At 61.3% G+C, this 18,863-nt stretch carries 18 protein-coding genes; 12 read left to right on the top strand and 6 right to left on the bottom strand.

The genetic code is table 11. The annotated features are described in order from the left end of the window. Positions 1 to 149 precede the first annotated feature (149 nt). Positions 150 to 605, top strand: a complete 456-nt coding sequence (locus GJ700_RS23460) for a CBS domain-containing protein (RefSeq protein WP_154378494.1) — start codon at positions 150 to 152, stop codon at positions 603 to 605. A gap of 72 nt (positions 606 to 677) precedes the next feature. Here the strand turns inward: GJ700_RS23460 and GJ700_RS23455 are convergent, their stop codons facing one another. Beyond that, entirely contained in the window at positions 678 to 2,939 is a 2,262-nt protein-coding gene (locus GJ700_RS23455) for a putative bifunctional diguanylate cyclase/phosphodiesterase (protein WP_154378492.1), read from the bottom strand. A gap of 316 nt (positions 2,940 to 3,255) precedes the next feature. Here GJ700_RS23455 and aroC point away from each other — a divergent pair, with 316 nt between their 5' ends. Continuing rightward, a complete protein-coding gene (gene aroC / locus GJ700_RS23450) occupies positions 3,256 to 4,359 on the top strand; it encodes a chorismate synthase (RefSeq protein ID WP_154378491.1) in 1,104 nt (367 codons plus the stop codon). 39 nt (positions 4,360 to 4,398) lie between these two features. Further along, a complete protein-coding gene (locus GJ700_RS23445; RefSeq protein WP_154378490.1) occupies positions 4,399 to 5,580 on the top strand; it encodes an MFS transporter in 1,182 nt (393 codons plus the stop codon). Here GJ700_RS23445 and GJ700_RS23440 read toward each other — a convergent pair. Together GJ700_RS23440 and GJ700_RS23435 are read right to left on the bottom strand one after the other, a co-directional pair. Continuing rightward, positions 5,551 to 7,035 carry an HDOD domain-containing protein gene (locus GJ700_RS23440; RefSeq protein WP_229507202.1) on the bottom strand — a complete coding sequence of 495 codons (1,485 nt, stop codon included), beginning with the start codon at positions 7,033 to 7,035 and terminating at the stop codon, positions 5,551 to 5,553. The two genes, GJ700_RS23445 and GJ700_RS23440, sit on opposite strands and share 30 nt — an antisense overlap. Further along, on the bottom strand, positions 7,032 to 8,711 hold the full coding sequence (locus GJ700_RS23435) for a putative bifunctional diguanylate cyclase/phosphodiesterase (RefSeq protein WP_229507201.1): 1,680 nt from the start codon (positions 8,709 to 8,711) through the stop codon (positions 7,032 to 7,034). Before GJ700_RS23435 ends, GJ700_RS23440 begins: the two co-directional genes overlap by 4 nt. On the opposite strand from GJ700_RS23435, the gene GJ700_RS35050 reads away from it, so the two are divergent. From GJ700_RS35050 to GJ700_RS23415, 5 genes are all read left to right on the top strand, one after another. Further along, positions 8,710 to 8,862, top strand: a complete 153-nt coding sequence (locus tag GJ700_RS35050; protein ID WP_195764000.1) for a hypothetical protein — start codon at positions 8,710 to 8,712, stop codon at positions 8,860 to 8,862. The two genes, GJ700_RS23435 and GJ700_RS35050, sit on opposite strands and share 2 nt — an antisense overlap. A 224-nt stretch (positions 8,863 to 9,086) precedes the next feature. After that, positions 9,087 to 10,787, top strand: a complete 1,701-nt coding sequence (locus GJ700_RS23430) for an isovaleryl-CoA dehydrogenase (protein WP_371868090.1) — start codon at positions 9,087 to 9,089, stop codon at positions 10,785 to 10,787. A 93-nt stretch (positions 10,788 to 10,880) separates the two neighbouring features. Then, entirely contained in the window at positions 10,881 to 11,531 is a 651-nt protein-coding gene (gene upp / locus GJ700_RS23425) for a uracil phosphoribosyltransferase (RefSeq protein WP_154378489.1), read from the top strand. Positions 11,532 to 11,535: 4 nt separating this feature from the next. Then, positions 11,536 to 11,898 carry an Hpt domain-containing protein gene (locus GJ700_RS23420; RefSeq protein WP_154378488.1) on the top strand — a complete coding sequence of 121 codons (363 nt, stop codon included), beginning with the start codon at positions 11,536 to 11,538 and terminating at the stop codon, positions 11,896 to 11,898. Positions 11,899 to 12,182: 284 nt separating this feature from the next. Next, the gene (locus tag GJ700_RS23415) at positions 12,183 to 12,386 is read left to right on the top strand and encodes a cold-shock protein (RefSeq protein ID WP_154378486.1); all 204 of its coding nucleotides are present in this window, start codon (positions 12,183 to 12,185) and stop codon (positions 12,384 to 12,386) included. Between the two features lie 70 nt (positions 12,387 to 12,456). On the opposite strand, the gene GJ700_RS23410 is transcribed toward GJ700_RS23415, so the two are convergent. Further along, entirely contained in the window at positions 12,457 to 13,365 is a 909-nt protein-coding gene (locus GJ700_RS23410; protein ID WP_154378484.1) for a LysR family transcriptional regulator, read from the bottom strand. Positions 13,366 to 13,516: 151 nt separating this feature from the next. Here GJ700_RS23410 and aceB point away from each other — a divergent pair, with 151 nt between their 5' ends. Further along, the gene (gene aceB / locus GJ700_RS23405) at positions 13,517 to 15,115 is read left to right on the top strand and encodes a malate synthase A (protein WP_154378482.1); all 1,599 of its coding nucleotides are present in this window, start codon (positions 13,517 to 13,519) and stop codon (positions 15,113 to 15,115) included. A gap of 117 nt (positions 15,116 to 15,232) precedes the next feature. Here aceB and GJ700_RS23400 read toward each other — a convergent pair whose 3' ends face one another. Next, positions 15,233 to 15,889, bottom strand: coding sequence for a 2-hydroxychromene-2-carboxylate isomerase (locus GJ700_RS23400; RefSeq protein WP_154378480.1), 657 nt, complete (start codon positions 15,887 to 15,889; stop codon positions 15,233 to 15,235). 9 nt (positions 15,890 to 15,898) lie between these two features. Continuing rightward, a complete protein-coding gene (gene gloB, locus GJ700_RS23395; protein ID WP_154378478.1) occupies positions 15,899 to 16,684 on the bottom strand; it encodes a hydroxyacylglutathione hydrolase in 786 nt (261 codons plus the stop codon). Positions 16,685 to 16,702: 18 nt separating this feature from the next. On the opposite strand from gloB, the gene GJ700_RS23390 reads away from it, so the two are divergent. From GJ700_RS23390 to dnaQ, 3 genes are all read left to right on the top strand, one after another. Continuing rightward, positions 16,703 to 17,494, top strand: coding sequence for a class I SAM-dependent methyltransferase (locus tag GJ700_RS23390; RefSeq protein WP_154378476.1), 792 nt, complete (start codon positions 16,703 to 16,705; stop codon positions 17,492 to 17,494). Beyond that, positions 17,481 to 17,921: a ribonuclease HI gene (gene rnhA, locus GJ700_RS23385; RefSeq protein ID WP_154378474.1), complete on the top strand. Its 441-nt coding sequence runs from the start codon at positions 17,481 to 17,483 to the stop codon at positions 17,919 to 17,921. Before GJ700_RS23390 ends, rnhA begins: the two co-directional genes overlap by 14 nt. Before the next feature lie 66 nt (positions 17,922 to 17,987). Then, positions 17,988 to 18,704, top strand: coding sequence for a DNA polymerase III subunit epsilon (gene dnaQ, locus GJ700_RS23380; RefSeq protein ID WP_154378472.1), 717 nt, complete (start codon positions 17,988 to 17,990; stop codon positions 18,702 to 18,704). Positions 18,705 to 18,863 lie beyond the last annotated feature (159 nt).

The following is an 18,863-nucleotide window of genomic DNA, read 5'->3' as shown; positions in this document are numbered from 1 at the left end:
GTACTCTGAAATTTATTCTCTGAACAACAGCGTTGCAAAGAGTGAAGATTTCATTCAGTGCAATACTGGATTTTTTCCTATCCATACGTTACATTCGGTCTTAAGGCTAACGATGAACCCCCCGATTACGAATAACAGGACGGCCCAAAATGAAAGTCTCCGAAATTCTGCAAGTTAAAGGCAATATTCTTTACACCATTACTCCCGACCAGCCGCTGGTGGAAGCCGCGAAAACCATGGCGGAAAAGGATATCGGGTCGCTGGTGGTGATGGAATTCGGCGACCTGGTCGGCATGCTGACGTTCCGTGAAGTGCTGAAAGCGCTGCACGAAAACGATGGCTCGGTTGGCGGCGGTACCGTGCGCAAGCACATGGAAGACCACCCGATCACCGTGACGCCGGATACCGAAGTCAATGAAGTGCGCCGGATCATGCTGGAAAAGCATGCCCGCTACCTGCCTGTCATGAATGCGAAAACCCTGCTGGGCGTGATTTCGTTCTATGACGTGGCGCGCGCCGTGCTGGAAGCGCAAAGCTTTGAAAACCGCATGCTCAAGGCATATATCCGCGACTGGCCCGCCGAAGCGGAACAACCGGCCGATTAATTCCGGCCCGCCCCAATAAAAAAACGCTATCCCACCGATAGCGTTTTTTATTGGGCGCTTGAATTTCGCGAATTACGCCACGCCCGCCAATGCATCGTTGCTGAGCCAGCCATTCAATGCATCGGCTGTCATCGGGCGGGCAAACAGGAAGCCTTGCGCCAGCGGGCAGCCCAGGGATTGCAGGATTTGCGCCTGGCGTTCATCTTCGACGCCTTCGGCGATCACGGCCAGGCCCAGGTTGCGGCCCAGTTGAATCACCATTTCCGCAATCGAGCTGCCCCGTGCCGAGCCGGTAATTTCCGTGACAAAGGCGCGGTCGATTTTCAGGCGGTCGATTTGCAGGCGCTGCAGGTACGACAGCGACGAGAAGCCCGTGCCGAAATCGTCGATGGCGATCGACACGCCGGTCTGCTTGATCTGCGCCAGCATTTTAATCAGCAGGTCCGGCTCTTCCATGGCCATGGATTCCGTGATTTCCAGTTCGACGAATTCCGGCGGCGCGCCGGTGTCGGCCAGCGCGCGGCGCAGCATTTCCAGGAAATACGGATGGCGGAACTGCACTTGCGACACGTTGATCGACATCGTGAAGTTGTCGTGGCCCGCGGCGCGCAGACCCACCAGTTCGCGGCACGCCGTGCGCATCACCCATTCGCCCATGTCGATGATCAGGCCGGAGTATTCCGCGATCGGGATGAACTTGTCGGGCGAGACGAATTTGCCGTCGGCCGTTTGCCAGCGCAGCAGCGCTTCCGCGCCAACGGGGCGGCGCGTGACCAGGTCGATTTGCGGCTGGTAGACGACGAACAGCTGGTTCTGGCCAAATGCCGTGCGCAGCGCGTGCATCATGCGCACGCGTTCGCGGATCTCCACGCCCATGCTGCGCGAATAATAGAAGTGGCCGGCGCGCTGCATGGATTTCGCGCGCTTGAGCGCAATATCGGCGTCCTTCAACGCGTCGGCGCCCGTGCCTTCGTGTTCGGCCAGCCGCACCAGGCCCAGGGTGGCGGACAGTTGCACGTCCTGGCCTTCGATGCTGAACGGGACCTGGAACAGGCCCAGGATGGTGGTCGGGTTCACTTGCGCCGCGTCGCCCAGCACGCAGAAGATGTCGCCGCCGAGGCGGGCCACCGTCAAATGCTGGCCCAGCCGCGATTGCAGGCGTTCCGCGACGGCGACCAGCAATTCGTCGCCGAACTGGTGGCCCAGCGCATCGTTGGTTTCCGCGAAGTGGTCCAGGTCGACCAGCGACAGGGTGGCGTCGTCCTTGCCGGGACCGGAGAGGGCGGCATCGAGGATTTCCACCAGGCGGGTACGGTTCGGCAGCTTGGACAGCGAGTCGTAAAACGCCGCGTTATGCAGGTGCGATACCAGTTCCACGTTATCGAGGCCGACCGCCACATTGCTGCAAAAGACTTCCAGCAAGCGTTGTTCGATTTCCGTCAGCGTACGGGTAGTGTGCAGGAACGCCACAAACGCCCGGCTGGCCTTGCCCGCGAAATACAGGGTGACGGCATCGTCTTCGTAATGGTTGCGCCGCTCCGCCAGCGTATGTTCCATCGCGGTGACGATGCGGGGCTCCGTGCTGCACGTCAGTTGCGTGTTGTTGTGCTCCACGTATTCGCCGGCCGCCGCCATCACCACCAGTTCGTGGCAACCGTCTTCCGGGCATTCCTGCACGCACAGCACGCCATTGGTTTCCTGGCCCAGCAGGTGGGCAATTTGCGTCAGCACGCCGGCCGCGAAGTTTTGCACGCCGTGCAGCGACATCAGTTCCGTACTGGCGTGCACGATGCGGTCCAGGCCGCGGCGGCTGTCATTGATCTTGCGGATTTGCTCGTACGACCGGATCGCCGCCGTCACCGTCGTGAACAGCTTGATGCGGGTGAGCTCGGACTTGGTCTTGTAATCGTTGATGTCGTAATCGCGGATGGCGTCGATTTCCGGTGCATAGCCGGGCTGGCCGGTGCGCAAGATGATGCGGACATCGGCCAGTTTCAGCGTTTCACGGATATAGCGCACCAGATGCAGGCCGGCGTCGTCCTGCTCCATGACGACGTCCAGCAGGATGACGGCGATTTCCTCTTCGTGGCGCAACATTTCGCGCGCCTGGCCGGCCGAATACGCGTGCACGAACTCGAGCGGCCTGTGCTGCATGTCCAGGTTGCCCAAAGCAAACGTGGTGGTGGAATGGACGTCTTCGTCATCGTCGATGATCATCACCCGCCATACTTCGCGGGGTGCGTGCGTGGCCGGTGCAGCTGGATGCTCCTCGAGGAATACCAGATCGTCTTGATCGTCCTTGGCGGGGACGTGATTCTCAAGGGATTGGGGCATGTGTCGCTTCTCCGGAAATCGCGGGTGTTCTTGAATCAAGTATATAGCGAATTGTTAAAGAGAACGATCATTTCAACGTTTTCCCGTAGCCAATAAGTCGCAAATTGCAAGGGATGTAGCGCGGCGTGCCACAAATTATTCGGAGGGTAAGAAATGTGTTAAATATTCGATGATTCGTGGAAATTTTATTTGCAATCTTTTTATAATTTCTACCGGACTTTTAGTACTAATAGGAACTATTTTGGCTTCGTGGCAACGGTGAGGGCCGATGACTGGTAAAATCAGCGTTCCCCCAGTTTTTCACATCTCTACTGACATGTCCGGCAATTCATTTGGCAAGCTGTTTTCGGTAAGTACTTTTGGTGAATCGCACGGCGTGGCGATCGGTTGCGTGATCGATGGCTGCCCGCCCGGCATGCCGCTGTCCGAGGCGGATATCCAGCCCGAGCTGGACCGCCGCAAGCCCGGCACGTCGCGCCACGTGACGCAGCGCCAGGAACCGGACCGCGTGGAAATCCTGTCCGGCGTCTACCAGGGCGTCACCACCGGTACGCCGATCGCGCTGATGATCCGCAACGAAGACCAGCGCAGCAAGGATTACGGCAATATTGCGGAAAGTTTCCGCCCCGGCCACGCCGATTATACGTACTGGCACAAATACGGCGTGCGCGATCCGCGCGGCGGCGGCCGTTCGTCGGCGCGCCTGACGGCGCCCATCGTGGGCGCCGCGGCGATTGCGAAAAAATGGCTGTTGCAGCAATACGGCACGGTCTTCAGTGGTTGCATGAGCCAGCTGGGCGAAATCGGGATTCCATTTGAATCGTTCGACCACGTGCCGAACAACCCGTTCTTCGCGGCCACCGCCGATGCGGCGCTGATCGCCCGCCTGGAAAGCTACATGGACGACTTGCGCCGAGATGGCGATTCCATCGGCGCCCGCATCAACGTCGTGGCGAAAAACGTGCCGGTGGGCCTGGGCCAGCCGATTTACGACAAGCTCGATGCCGACATCGCGTATGCCATGATGGGCATTAACGCCGTGAAGGGCGTGGAAATCGGCGCCGGCTTCCAATCGGTATCGCAGCGCGGTTCGGAGCATGGCGACGAGCTGACGCTGCAAGGTTTTGTCGGCAATAACGCCGGCGGCGTGCTGGGCGGCATTTCCACCGGCCAGGACATCACAGTCTCCATCGCCATCAAGCCGACGTCGTCGATCCGCACGCCGCGCCGCTCGATCGACAAGGACGGCAATCCCGTGATGGTGGAAACCTTCGGCCGCCACGACCCGTGCGTCGGCATCCGCGCCACGCCGATTGCCGAAGCCATGCTGGCGCTGGTCTTGATGGACCACGCGCTGATGCACCGCGCGCAGTGCGGCGATGTGAAAGTGGCGACGCCGGATATCGCCCGCGCAAAATAAGGTGTTACAGGGCGGCTCGATGAGCCGCCTTTTTAGTTTATGCCCACCCAGTTCTTCAATTACTCCGCCTTCCTGTTTTTCTACTACGCCCACGCGGGCACGTTCTCCAGTTACGCCAGCCTGTTTTACGCCGACAAGGGCATGACCGTGGCCCAGATCGGCGTGCTGATGGCGCTGATCCAGGTGATGCGGATTTTCGGTCCCAATGTCTGGGGCTGGGTCGCTGACAACAGCGAACACCGGGTGCGCGTGCTGCGCATGACGGGGCTGGCCGCGCTGGCGGCGTTTTCCGGCTTTTTTATCGGCACCGGATTTGCCCACTTCTTTGTCGCCATGGTGGTGCTGAACCTGTTCACCAGCGCGCAGGGCCCGCTGTGCGAAGCGCTGATGCTGTCGGAAATGCGTGGCGACATGACGTACTACGGCCGCATCCGGCTGTGGGGGTCGATCGGCTTCATCATCATGATGATGGCCACCGCCTACCTGATGGACTGGCTTGGCACCCGGGCGCTGCCCTGGTCGGCCGGCGCGCTGTTGCTGTGCACGTGGATGGCGGCGCTGCGGCTGCGCGACGTGCCGCGCCAGCAGCATAAAGGGCCGGCGCCCGCGCTGCTGGCCGTGCTGCGCAAGCGGGAAGTCATTGCATTCTTCGTGTCGTCCGCGCTGGCGATTGCCGCCCACATGGCGCTCTACACGTTTTATTCGCTGTACCTGGCGCGGCATGGCTACAGCAAGGCGCTGATCGGGACCATGTGGTCGCTGGGCGTGGTGGCGGAAGTGGTGCTGTTTTATTTCCAGGGGCCGTTATTGAAACGCTGGGGCGCGCGCCGCCTGCTGATGCTGTGTTTCGCCGCGGGCGCCGTGCGCTTCGCCATGATCGGCGCCGGTGCGCAGTGGATCGCGGTGCTGGTGGCGGCGCAATTGCTGCACGCGGCCACGTTCGCGCTGCACCATTCGGCCAGCGTGCTGGCCATGCAGCGCTGGTTTGCCGGGCCGTTGCAGGCGCGCGGGCAGGCGCTGTATATCAGCCTGTCGTATGGTGTCGGGGGATCGCTGTCCGGCGTGGCGCTGTCCCGCTGCTGGGAGCGATTCGGGCCGGAATCGATTTATATGGTGGCGGCGGTGCTGTGCGTGCTGGCGGCGATCGCGTCGGCGCTGTCATTCCACTGGCAGCGCACCGACCATCCGCCGTCAGGCGACCTTGTTGCTGACCGCCTCTAACTGGTGGCGGCGTTCGATGGTTTTCACCACCAGCGAACGGATATCGTTGAGCAGCGTGAATTCGTTCTGGCTCAGCTGGATCGGCGGGAACGATTCATCCCAGTCGCCATACAGGAAACCGGCCGGCTGTGAATTGGCCAGCAGCGGCAACACCACGAAGCTGCGCGCTTCGCTCAAGGTGTCGCGCCACCAGCTTGGCAGCTTGGCGGCGAACTTCGGGTCCCTGGCGTTTTCAATGAAGATCACGCGGTCGCTGTTGAGCGCCGCATGGAACACGTTCGGTTCGTAGGCATCGGAGAACGTCATTTCGCCCAGGCGCTCGCGCACGCCATCGCCAAAGCTCATGCGGGCCGCATAGGTGCCTTCCCGGCGGTTGCGGACAAACGCCACGGCGCGGGAAAATTCCAGGCCCTGGTAAATGGTTTCCAGCGCGATCGACACCATCTGGCCCGGCATGGCCGTGGCGGCCATGTCGCGCATGTCGTTGACGCCGCTTTGCAGGATCTTGATGCCTTCGGCGCGCTGGCGCGTCTTGGCCAGCGCCTTGGCGCGGCGCTCGGCCGGCTTGGACAGCGGGGCGATGGTGAGATCGGCGGCCGCCACCGCCTTGGCCTTTTCAATCGCCGCATCCATCTGTTCTGGATCGACGCCCAGCATGGCCGAGTAACTGGCCGTGATGCGCTTGACTTCCTGCGCGCCTGCTTCGTCGTCATTCCACAGCGAATCCGCGCACTGCGCGGCCATGGTCGACAGGCCGGCGATCCAGTCGGCGCTGGTGACTTCCTGGCCTTCCTCGAATGGGCCCACGTTGCGCATGCCGCTCACGAGGTTTTTCGGCAGGCCCCAGTGCGCCGCCGCCGCGCTGCCGATTTCTTCCAGCGACAGGCCCAGGATGTCGAGCGCCGCGTCGTCTTCGCGGCCTTCGCCTGCCTGCTGCTGCATTTGCGCCCAGCGTTCCGGCATGTAATACGTGATCATCATGCGGCCCAGCGTGTGCAGCATCGAGCACACCACGGCTTCTTCCGCGTGCACGCTGGCCGCGCTTTCCGCCACTTGCTGCGCCACCATGCCGGCCAGCACGGCTTTTTCCATTTCAATGTGGGCGATGCCGGAATTGGGCGATGTGGTGGTCATTTCCTCCACCAGTTTCAAGCCCAGCGCCAGGTGGCCGATGGCGTCGGTCCCCAGCACCAGTACGGCCTTGCTGACCGTGTTGACGTGCTGGCCGAAGGCGGAATACATGCCGCTGTTGGCCAGGCGCAGCACTTTTTGCGTCAGGACGGGATCCGACAGCACGGTGCGCGTCATGTTGAATTCAACGTCGTCCTCGCCGCGCATGGCCGACAGGATGGCCGTGATGGCCTTGGCGAAGCCCGGCATGTCGCCCTGCATGCGGGTACGGTCCCACAGCAGGGATAAAGTCTTGCCGCCGTCGGCTTTGCCGGTTGCGCTCATGCGCCCACCTGTTTCAGGTCGGCCGGCATCAGGCTGGCATAGGTGCGCTCGCGCAGTGCCGCCAGCGCGGTGGACGCCGCCATCGGCTTGCCGGTCAGGTAACCCTGGATATATTTACAGCCGCGCTGTTCCATGTACGCCAACTGTTCGTCCGTTTCCACGCCTTCGGCCACCACGGACAAATCCAGGTGTTTCGCCAGGTCCAGCACGGCATTGCAGATGGCGCCGTCTTTTTGGGAGCCGGGCAGGTCGCGGATGAAGGCGCGGTCGATTTTCAGGACGGAAATAGGGAAGCGCTTCAGGTAAGCCAGCGACGAATAGCCGGTGCCAAAGTCGTCGATGGCGATACGCGCCTTGCGCTCCGCCATTTTGGTCAGGATCGTCTCGGCATGGGCCGGGTCGATCATCAGGGTGCCTTCTGTAATCTCTAAAACCAATTGCTCACCAGGTAAGCCGGAAAACGCGATGGCGTCGTCCAGCACGTCGAGGAATTTATCGTTGCGGAATTGCCGGGGGCTAATGTTAACAGAAATATACAAATTCCGCTTTGCAACTTCCTGAAACTGCTTCAGCTGCACGCAGGCCGACTTCAGCGCCCACGCGCCCAGCAGGTTGATCAAGCCATTGGTTTCAGCGATCGGCACGAATCGGCCGGGCGGCACCATGCCCAGGGTCGGGTGCTTCCAGCGCATCAGGGTTTCGAACCCTTCGATTTCGCGCGTGTGGGCATCGACGATGGGTTGGTAATACAGCATGAATTCGCCTTCGCGCACGGCCGAGAACATGGCCGCTTCCAGCGAAATATCGTGTTCGGGCGGCCCGCTGTGCTGCGGGTTGTAGACCACGGCGCGCGCCTTGCCCGTGACCTTCGCGCGCGACAGCGCCGCGTCGGCCATGGCCACCAGCCGCACTTCGTCTTCCGCGTGCTGCGGATAAACCGCCACGCCGACCGAAGCGCCGATATAGATGGTGTGGCCTTCGATTTCAAACGGCGCCTGTAACGTCGCCAGCAGGCGGCCGGAGACCAGCTTGATTTGCGCTTCCGTATACGTGCCCGGCAAGACCGCGACGAATTCATCGCCGCCCACGCGCGCCAGCGTATCGCTGTCGCGCAAGGTCTTGCGCAGGCGAGCGGCGGCCATGCGCAGCACCGCGTCGCCGATCGGGTGGCCCAGGCCGTCATTGACTTTCTTGAACGCGTCCAGGCCGATGCTGGCCACGGAAAAGCCCTGGCCGGAACGGCGCGCCTGGGCGATCGTCATGCGGATGCGGTCGGCCAGCAGCAGGCGGTTCGGCAATTCCGTCAGCGCATCGTGCGTGGCCATGTGGCGCAGCCGTTCTTCCGTCGCGTGCTGCGCCGTCAGGTCGCGTCCGATGACGAGCAGTTCCTGTACCGCTCCCCGGCTGTAGAGCGAAATGCGCAATTCAAACCAGATGTCGGTTTCGTGCACGCGGAAACGCGCTTCGACCCGGTCCGCCACCCCGGATTGCTGGACGGCCGCCAGCGCAGCGCGCAGTGGCGCCTGGTCGGGGTCGTAAGCCAGCGCGGGGAGCAGTTGTCCGAAAAGCGAGGGCATTTCGGCCATCATGCACGCGCGGCGGTTGGCGTACTCGATGTGGCCGGATAATTGCAGGCGGAATACGATGTCACCAGCCTCTTCAAGCAGGCTGTCCATGTCGTTTTGGCTGTCGCGTAGCGGCACGGCGGAAGGGCTGGGTAACATCGTCACGATCAAATTTATGGGGGCGCAGGGCAAAGCCCGGCCTATTGTTGCAAAACCAGAACGAAATGTATCACCGATGCGCCATTTAAAAAATGAAATATGACAACTTTTAGCGGTGTTTTGAGAAAAACACGCGCCATGGGCGCCAAAAAACATCGATGAGCCCAATCCACAGGGTAGCAGATGGCAATCATAGTCGTACAGTAAGAGGAAATAATCTGCGGCGAATCTGCGGCGCAATTTCCACGAATAATTTATTCAAGCATATGCTTGATATTTTGCCGCAAGCGCATTACGCTGCATGAATTGATATTTTGGGAGCATGCAATGGATAACCCGATGGACCGTGCATTTGAAACGCACCAGGTACTGAATCAACCTGGCGCGTTCGGGGACGTCAACCTGTACCAGGCCGATATGGCATTGCGCGAAGCGGTGGCGCGCGAAGGCGGCGAGGGCCACGACGAAATGCTGGCCAGTCTCGGCGAAATGCTGGGCCGCGCCGAGACGCTGGACCTGGCGCGCCTGGCCAATGCCAACAAACCGGTGCTGCATAACTTTGACCGCACCGGGCGGCGCATCGACCAGGTGGAGTTCCATCCGGCATGGCACCGCCTGATGCAACAATTGATTGAAAACGGCGCCCATGCGTCGGCCTGGGATGGTACGCCGGGTGCGCAAGTGGTGCGCGCCGCAAAATACATGTTGTTCGGGCAGGTGGAAAATGGCGCCCAGTGCCCGGTGACGATGACGTATGCGTCGGTGGCGGCGCTGCGCCATGCGCCGGCGCTGGCCGATAAATGGCTGCCGAAGATCCTGTCGCGCGAATACGATCCCCGCCCGTTGCCCCTGGCGCAAAAGCGGGGCGCGCTGATCGGCATGGGGATGACGGAAAAGCAGGGCGGTTCCGACGTGCGCGCCAATACCACGCGGGCCGAACCCGTGCTGCCGTCCGAAGCGCGCGCCGTGTTTGGCGACGACAGCGATGGCGTCTACCGCATCGTCGGCCACAAATGGTTTTATTCGGCGCCGCAATGCGATGCGCACCTGGTGCTGGCGCAGACGGAACCGGGCGGCAGCGCCGGCCTGAGCTGCTTCCTGGTGCCGGGCTACCTGCCGGACGGTCAGCGCAACCAGGTGCGGGTGCAGCGCCTCAAGGATAAATTGGGCAATTGCTCGAACGCGTCGTCCGAAGTGGAATTCACGGGCGCCTATGGCTGGCTGGTGGGGCAGGTGGGGCGGGGCATTCCCACCATCCTGGAAATGGGCAGCCTGACGCGCCTCGATTGCGTGATCGGCAGCGCCTCCACCATGCGCGCCGCGCTGACGCATGTGCTGCACCATGCGCGCGGACGCCGCGTGTTTGGCAAGCTGCTGTCGGAGCAGCCGTTGATGCAAAACGTGCTGGCCGACATGGCGCTGGAATCGGAAGCCGCCACCGCGCTGGCGCTGCGCCTGGCGCGTTGCTTCGACCACCCGGACCATCCGCAGGAAACCACCCTGGGCCGCATCCTGACGCCGGCCGGCAAATACTGGGTCTGCAAGCGGGGTATCACGCTGGGCGCGGAAGCGATGGAAGTCATCGGCGGCAGCGGCTATGTCGAGGAAAGTCCGCTGGCGCGCATGTACCGCGATTTCCCCGTCAATTCGATCTGGGAAGGGTCCGGCAACATCATGTGCCTGGACTTGCTGCGCGCCTTCGGCAAGAGCCCGGCGGCTGGCGATGCGCTGGCGGCGGAACTGGCGCTGGCCGGCGACGGTGACGCGCACTTCAACCGCTACCGCGCCGCGTTGCTGGCGGATCTGAAAGCGATGGCGGGGCAGGCGCCCGATGAATTCGGCGCGCGCGTGCTGGCCGAGCGCATCGTGCTGGCGGTGCAGGCGGCATTGCTGCTGCGCCATGCGCCGGCATACGTCAGCCAGGCCTTTGTCGCGTCGCGCATCGCGCGCGAGCCGGGCGGGGTGTTCGGCCGGCTGCCGGCCGGCACCGATTGCGCGGCGATCCTGGCGCGTGCGATGCCGGCGTAACTAATTCACGTCTTTCGGCAATTTAGCCATTCCCCAGCCCGCTCAGGGCTGGGATAATGCCGGGTATAACCATATACATATGAGTCCCCCGACATGAAACAAGATCCGCGCTTCCCCAACCTGTTCATTACCGACCACCCGCTGATCCAGCACAAGCTCAGCCACATGCGCGACAAGGCCACGTCGACCCGCACGTTCCGTGATCTGCTGAAGGAAATCACCCTGTTGATGGGTTATGAAATCACGCGCGACCTGCCGCTGACCACGCGCGAAATCGAAACCCCGCTGATGACGATCCAGGCGCCCGTGATCGCCGGCCGCAAGCTGGCCATCATTCCCGTGCTGCGCGCCGGCATCGGCATGAGCGATGGCTTGCTGGATTTGGTGCCGTCGGCCCGCGTTGGCCACATCGGCGTGTTCCGCGACCCGGAAACCCACCAGCCGGTCGAATACCTGGTGCGCCTGCCGGACCTGGAAGAGCGCATGTTCATCCTGTGCGACCCGATGGTGGCGACCGGGAACTCGGCCGTGCACGCGGTCGACGTGTTGAAAAAGCGCGGTGTGGCGGACGACCAGATCGTTTTCCTGTCGCTGGTGGCGGCGCCGGAAGGCATCACCGTGTTCCAGAACGCGCATCCGGGCGTGAAAATCTATTGCGCGTCGCTGGACAGCCATTTGAACGACCATGCTTATATCGTTCCAGGCCTGGGCGACGCGGGCGACCGCATTTTCGGCACCAAATAAAGTCATGGCGCCCGTCCAGGATCCGAATTTCCGCGACCGCCTGAACGCCCTGTCGGAGAAGTACGGGGCGACGATTCCTGCCACGATGGCGGCAATTGCTGCCGCGTTGTCGCATTGCCGCAACGCTGATGCTGATGAGCAATCGCTGCATCGGTTGCACGAATTGCTGCACGGCGTGGCCGGATCGGCCGCCACTTTCGGTTACCCTGTACTTGGTACCGAAGCCCGGCGCCTGGAGCAGGAAGTCCGGCCACTACTGGGGAAACGCCCGGTTGAGGTCGCTGACTGGGGCGCGCTGGAAGGCATGGTTGCGCAGTACTTGTCCTGGGCGGCCATTGACCCCAAGGCGACCGAATACAAGGTTTGAGTTCTCATTCCAGTGTCGTGCGGATGACGCACGAATGATATTCCTCAACCCTGTTCTTAAAATTTTGTCTATAGTGGTAGTCATGCCGCGCGAAACACGTGCTCGGACGACGAATTACGCAACAAACGTCATCTCCCTGCATTTATTTTCGTGGAAACGGGACAACCCGGTTTTATTCGGTATAATGCGGGATCGTTAGATTCAGAGTAGTGCAGCTTCGCTGGCTTACTTGCTTCAAACGATATCACGGGCGCAAGCCCAATTTAACTGAAATAGGAATTGTAATGGCAACTGGTATCGTAAAATGGTTCAATGATTCGAAGGGTTTTGGCTTCATCACCCCTGACGAAGGCGGCGAAGATCTGTTCGCTCACTTCTCGGCGATCCAAACCCAAGGCTTCAAATCTCTGCAAGAGAACCAGCGCGTATCGTTCGACGTAACCGCTGGCCCAAAAGGTAAGCAAGCATCGAACATCCAACCGCTGTAATTCAGCGCTGGATCCAACGATAAGAAAATCCTCGGTCGCCGAGGATTTTTTTTCGTCTAATGCTTTTGCATCAGGTGGCCTTGCGCCAGTAGCCGGGCTGCGCATAGGTGCGGCGCAGGAAGTCGACAAAGGCCCGTATCCGCAGCGGCAAGTGGTTGCGCTGCGCAAACACCGCATAAATATCGTTGCCGGGCGCCGCATAGTGCTCCAGCACCGGCACCAGCCGGCCCGCTTCCAGGTCGGCGCCCACTTCCCACATCGACCGCCACGCCAGCCCCTTGCCGGCCAGCACCCATTCGTGCAGCACGGCGCCGTCATTGCAGCCCATGTTGCCCGACACTTTCAGTGTCGTGATCTTGCCATCCACCTTGAAGGTCCAGCCGCGCTGGCTACCGTCGCTGCTGATGGCCAGGCAATTGTGCTTGGCCAGGTCGTCCAGGGTACTCGGCGTACCATGCCGCTTCAGGTAGGCGGGGGTGGCGACGATGACGCGATGGTTGTCGGCCAGCTTCACGCCCACCAGGCTGGAATCCTGCAGCGACGCGATGCGGATCGCCACGTCGACCCCTTCGCCGATCAAATCCACCACCCGGTCTGACAGGTTCAGCGTGGCGCGCACGTCGCGGTGCTCGGACAGGAATGATGGCAGCAACGGCGCCACGTGCTGCCGTCCAAACCCCGCCGGCGCCGACACCAGCAAGTGACCTGTTGCGCGCGCGCTGCGTTCGGCCACCGCCGCTTCCGCATCTTCCAGTTCCGTCAAAATGCGCTGGCAATCTTCCAGGAACGCGGCGCCTTCGTTGGTCAGGGCCAGTTTGCGCGTGGTGCGCTGCAATAGTTTCACTCCCAGCCGCTGCTCCAGCGCATCGAGCCTGCGCCCAATAACGGCGGGCGCTATGCCTTCCGCGCGGGCGGCGGCGGACAGGCTGCCTTTGGCGACAACATCGACGAACGTGGAGATTTGCCTGAACTGACCCATTCAACTGTTCCTTTTGATTTGTGCAAAAAACGCATAGATGATGTGATTTTTAGTCTTGTTTCCATAACTTATTAGTGAATATACTGCAAAAACGATGTGGGCGTAAAAGCCTATACTGAGGATTCCATCAATACGAAACAACGGAGATCACATGTCGCAAGCCACCATTCAATTGCCAGCAGGTATGGAAATCACGGGCGCCATCAAGCCCGGCTACGAAACGGTACTGACCCCTGACGCGCTGGCCCTGGTGGCCAAGCTGTCGCGTGCATTCGAGCCGCGTCGCCAGGAATTGCTGGCCGCCCGCGTGGCCCGCGCCAAGCGCCTGGATGAAGGCGAGCGTCCGGACTTCCTGAAGGAAACCGCTCATATCCGCGAAGGTAACTGGACTATTGCACCGATCCCGAAGGCACTGGAATGCCGCCGCGTGGAAATCACCGGCCCGGTCGACCGCAAGATGGTGATCAACGCCCTCAATTCCGGCGCCGACAGCTACATGACCGACTTCGAAGATTCGAACACGCCGAACTGGGATAACCAGATTTCCGGCCAGGTCAACATGATTGATGCAGTGCGCAAAACCATCTCGCTGGAACAGAACGGCAAGTCGTACAAGCTGAACGACAAGACCGCGACCCTGGTGGTGCGTCCGCGCGGCTGGCACCTGGATGAAAAGCACGTGCTGGTCGACGGCAAGCGCATTTCCGGCGGCATCTTCGACTTCGCGCTGTTCATGTTGCACAACGCGAAAGAACAGCTGGCCCGCGGCGCCGGCCCATACTTCTACCTGCCGAAGATGGAATCGCACCTGGAAGCGCGCCTGTGGAACGACATCTTCGTGATGACGCAAAACGAACTGGGCATTCCACAAGGCACGATCAAGGCCACGGTCCTGATCGAAACCATCCTGGCAGCGTTTGAAATGGATGAAATCCTGTACGAACTGCGCGAACACAGTTCGGGCCTGAATGCCGGCCGCTGGGATTACATCTTCTCGTGCATCAAGAAATTCAAGCTGGACAAGGACTTCTGCCTGGCCGACCGCGCCAAAGTCACGATGACGGCGCCATTCATGCGTTCGTACGCGCTGCTGCTGCTGAAAACCTGCCACAAGCGCAATGCCCCGGCCATTGGCGGCATGGCGGCCCTGATCCCGATCAAGAACGATCCGGAAAAGAACGAAATCGCGATGGGCGGCGTGCGCAACGACAAGGCGCGCGACGCCACCGATGGCTACGACGGCGGCTGGGTGGCGCACCCGGGCCTGGTGGAACTGGCCATGGGCGAATTCAAGAAAGTGCTGGGCGACGCCCCGAACCAGATCAGCAAGCAGCGTCCGGACGTTAATGTGGCGGCCGCCGACCTGCTGAACTTCCAGCCGGAAGCCCCGATCACGGAAGCAGGCCTGCGTTACAACATCAACGTGGGTATCCACTACCTGGGCAGCTGGCTGGGTGGCAACGGTTGCGTGCCGATCCACAACCTGATGGAAGATGCGGCAACCGCGGAGATCAGCCGTGCGCAGGTATGGCAGTGGATCCGTTCCACCAAGGGCGTGCTGGACAACGGCGACAAAGTCACCGCCGAGCTGGTACTGAAGATGATTCCGGAAGAATTGCCGAAGGTGAAGGCTTCCGCACCGGACGGCAGCAGCCCGAACTACGACCGCGCCGCGAAAATCTTCGCCGACATGTGCACGTCGGACGCGTTCGCGGAATTCCTGACCCTGCCGCTGTACGAAGAAATTTAAGTCAGGCCACACCGTCCCTATGGAACGAAACACGGTTCCGTAGGGCGGTTTCCGCGCAGCGGAAGCCGCCAAGCATGCGCCAACGGGGCGCAAGCAGGCGGCTTTGTAAAATCCGCCCTACAGCTTGCGCTGCGACAGTGCTGGCTTATCCAGGTACGCCTGCAACGCCGCTTCATCGATCCGGTTGCCCGCGATCCGCCACAGCAGCGAATCGATCCGGTCCGCGCCCCAGAAGTATTCCCCTTCAAATTCAAACGTCGGCACGCCGAATATGCCGCGCCCGATGGCCATTTCCGTGGCGGCCGCCAGTTGCTGCTTGACTTCCGGCGTCACGGCGGCCTGCGCCAGCGCTTCGCCGTCGAGTTCGCATTCGTTGGCCAGTACGATCAGCACATCGGCCTGCGACACATCCTTGCCCCGTTCCCAGCACGCCGCATACATGGCGACCACGAAGCGCTTGCGCTGTTCCGGATCGGTGATGGCGGTCGCCATCCGCAGCGCCATCAGCGGATTGAACGGGTGCCCCGGTGGCCCCACGAACTTCAGCCCCATCTCCGCCGCCAGCCGCATCACGTCGCGGAACGTATGGACCCGCTTGGCGGGGATTTCCGCCGGGCCCTTGTTGCCGTGCGCCGTCAGCATGGCGGCAAACAGGATGGGTTCGAATTCGACGCGGCAACCGGCGGCTTCGATGCAGCCGATATCCTTGGTCGCCAGCCAGGCAAAGGGACTGATGGGGTCAAAATAGAACTTCACCAGCGGCCGTTCGCTCATATTGCCTCCTCAGAAAGTGTTTTTCCATTGCCTTAGGGCGGCAAATACCGCCGCCGGGCTTTCCCCGCCGTGCAATTTTCCTGCAGTAAGTAATTGTGCCGCGATTTGCGGTTCGGCATAACGCAGGAACGGATTGGTGTTGCGTTCCAGCCCGATCGTGCTGGGCACCGTCGGCTGGCCCCGGTCGCGCGTGCGGCTGTCCGCCTCCATGCGCGCCTGCAACGCCATATTGCCAGGCTCCACGGCCAGCGCGAAACGCAGGTTGGACAGCGTGTATTCATGGGCGCAAAAGACTTTCGTCTCGGAAGGCAATGCCGCCAGTTTCTCCAGCGACGCCGCCATTTGCGCCGGCGTTCCTTCAAACAGGCGGCCGCAGCCGCCTGCAAACAGCGTGTCGCCGCAGAACAGCCACGGCTCGCCGTCGTCGCGCACATAGGCGATGTGGCCCCGCGTGTGGCCCGGCACGTCCAGCACACGCAGGCGCAGCGGCAAGCCCGGCACGTCGACCACATCCCCTTCGGACAACGGCTGCGTGACGGCGGCGATACCGTCGTGGCGCGGGCCGAATACGGGAACCGCGTAATGCTGCAATAATGCAGGTACGCCTCCGGTATGGTCGGCATGGTGATGGGTGAGTAAAATGGCGGTAAGCGCCAGGCTATTTGCCTGCAAGGCGGCCAGGATGGGTTGGGCGTCGCCGGGATCGACCACGGCGGCATGGACGCCATCGTGGATCAGCCACAGGTAATTGTCGTTAAAGGCCGGTACGGTGAGGACGCTGAGCTTTTGATTCATCTTGTCGGGGAAAGTGGCATGGATAGCGCCGCATCTGAAAAATCCATTATAGCGCTGGACTCCTGGCTGCAAACGCCGGCCGGGGCCTACGTGCGCGCATGGGAACAAGCGCAGCTCGATGCACTGACCGCCGACATTTTCGGTTATAACGCGCTGCAGATCGGCTTGCCGCAAATCGATGCGCTGGCCGCCAACCGCATGCCGCGCAAGTGGCTGGCGGACCTGCGCACCCGTCCACGGCTGGATAATGTGACGGAATTGCGCCAGGTGGCGGTGACGTTCGATTACGCGGAACTGCCATTCGCGTCGCAAAGCCTGGACCTGGTGGTGTTGCCGCACGTGCTGGAATTCGCGGCGGAGCCGCACCAGGTGCTGCGCGAAGTGGAGCGCGTACTGATTCCCGAAGGGCAGGTGATCATTTGCGGCTTCAATCCGGCCAGCCTGTGGGGGCTGCGCCAGGTGACGGGGCGGCTGACGGGATCGCACTTCCTGCCGCCCGCCGGCGAATTCATTTCTATGCCGCGCATGCGCGACTGGTTAAAATTATTGAATTTGGGCGCCACCACCAGCCACTTCGGCTGTTATGCGCCCGCATGCCGTACTGAAAAGTGGCTGCAGCGCTATGCCTTCATGGACCGCGCCGGCAGCCGCTGGTGGCCATACCTGGGCGCCGTGTACATGGTGCAGGCAATCAAGCGTGTCAAAGGCATGCGGCTGATCGGTCCGGCATGGACAAAGAAACGCGCGGCGGCCCCGGTGGCCGTACCAGCAACGAATAAAACACGGGAAACACAGGATGGACAAGGTTGAGATTTTTACCGACGGTGCATGCAAGGGCAATCCAGGCACCGGCGGGTGGGGCGCATGGCTGGTCGCAGGCGAAGCACAAAAGGAAATGTTTGGCGGCGAGTTGAACACCACCAATAACCGCATGGAATTGACGGCGGTGATCGAGTCGCTGAAGGCGCTGAAGCGTCCGTGCGAAGTGGTGCTGCACACCGACTCGCAATACGTGCAAAAAGGCATCAGCGAGTGGATCCACGGCTGGAAGCGCAAGGGGTGGGTGACGTCGACCAAGGAACCGGTGAAAAATGCCGACCTGTGGCAGGCGCTGGACCAGATCCAGGCCACGCACAAGGTCGACTGGCGCTGGGTGCGGGGCCACAACGGCCATCCGGGCAATGAAAAAGCCGACCAGCTGGCGAACATGGGCGTCGAGTCCGTTCGCCGCAAATAACACCATCAAGCCGCCGCCGGCCCTCTGCTATACTGCCGCCCGTCCGTCAGCCCTCGTAAAATCACCATGCGTCAAATCGTTCTCGATACTGAAACCACCGGCATCAACCCCAAGCAAGGCAACCGCGTCATTGAAATCGGCTGTGTCGAGCTGGTCAACCGCATGTTGACGGGCAATAACTTCCACGTTTACATCAATCCCGAGCGGGATTCGGAAGAGGGCGCACTGGCGGTCCACGGCCTGACCACGGAATTCCTCAGCACCAAGCCGAAGTTCGCGGAAATCGCCGACGAGTTCCGCCAGTATATCCAGGGCGCCGAACTCATCATCCATAACGCGCCGTTCGATATGGGCTTCCTGAACCACGAGTTCAACCTGCTGAAATTGCCGGCGTTCGACAGCCACATCCACGGTGTCATCGATACGCTGGCCCAAGCCAAGGAAATGCGTCCGGGCAAGCGCAATTCGCTGGATGCGCTGTGCGATCACTTCGGCATCTCCAACGCGCACCGTAAACTGCACGGCGCGTTGCTGGATGCGGAATTGCTGGCCGATGTCTACCTGGCCATGACGCGGGGCCAGAACAGCCTCGGCATGGACGTGGAAGAAGAAGTCGTCGCGCACGACGGCGCGCTGGTAGAGGTGGCGATGGGCGACATAATCGTGCTGGCCGCTTCGCCGGAAGAGCTGGCCGCGCATGAAGACGTGCTCAATGCGCTGGACAAGGGTGTGAAAGGCACGTGCGTCTGGCGCACGGTGCCGGAGCCTGCTCCGGCAGCCTGATACGACAAGCCGTCACCACGACGGCTTTTTTATGGTTCTTCACGGATTGCCGGGATGAGCATGCCGTAAACGCAAGAGAGCAGTAAGGAAGAGTTATTGTGTTTGTGCGACCAAACCCAAAAACTAAACCACTGCTCTCATGGCAAATCATAGTCTCAG

Origin of the sequence: Pseudoduganella rivuli (assembly GCF_009674485.1) — a bacterium.
GTDB classification, from domain to species: Bacteria; Pseudomonadota; Gammaproteobacteria; order Burkholderiales; family Burkholderiaceae_D; genus Rugamonas; species Rugamonas rivuli_B.
This window is presented reverse-complemented; position numbering and strand designations above follow the sequence as displayed.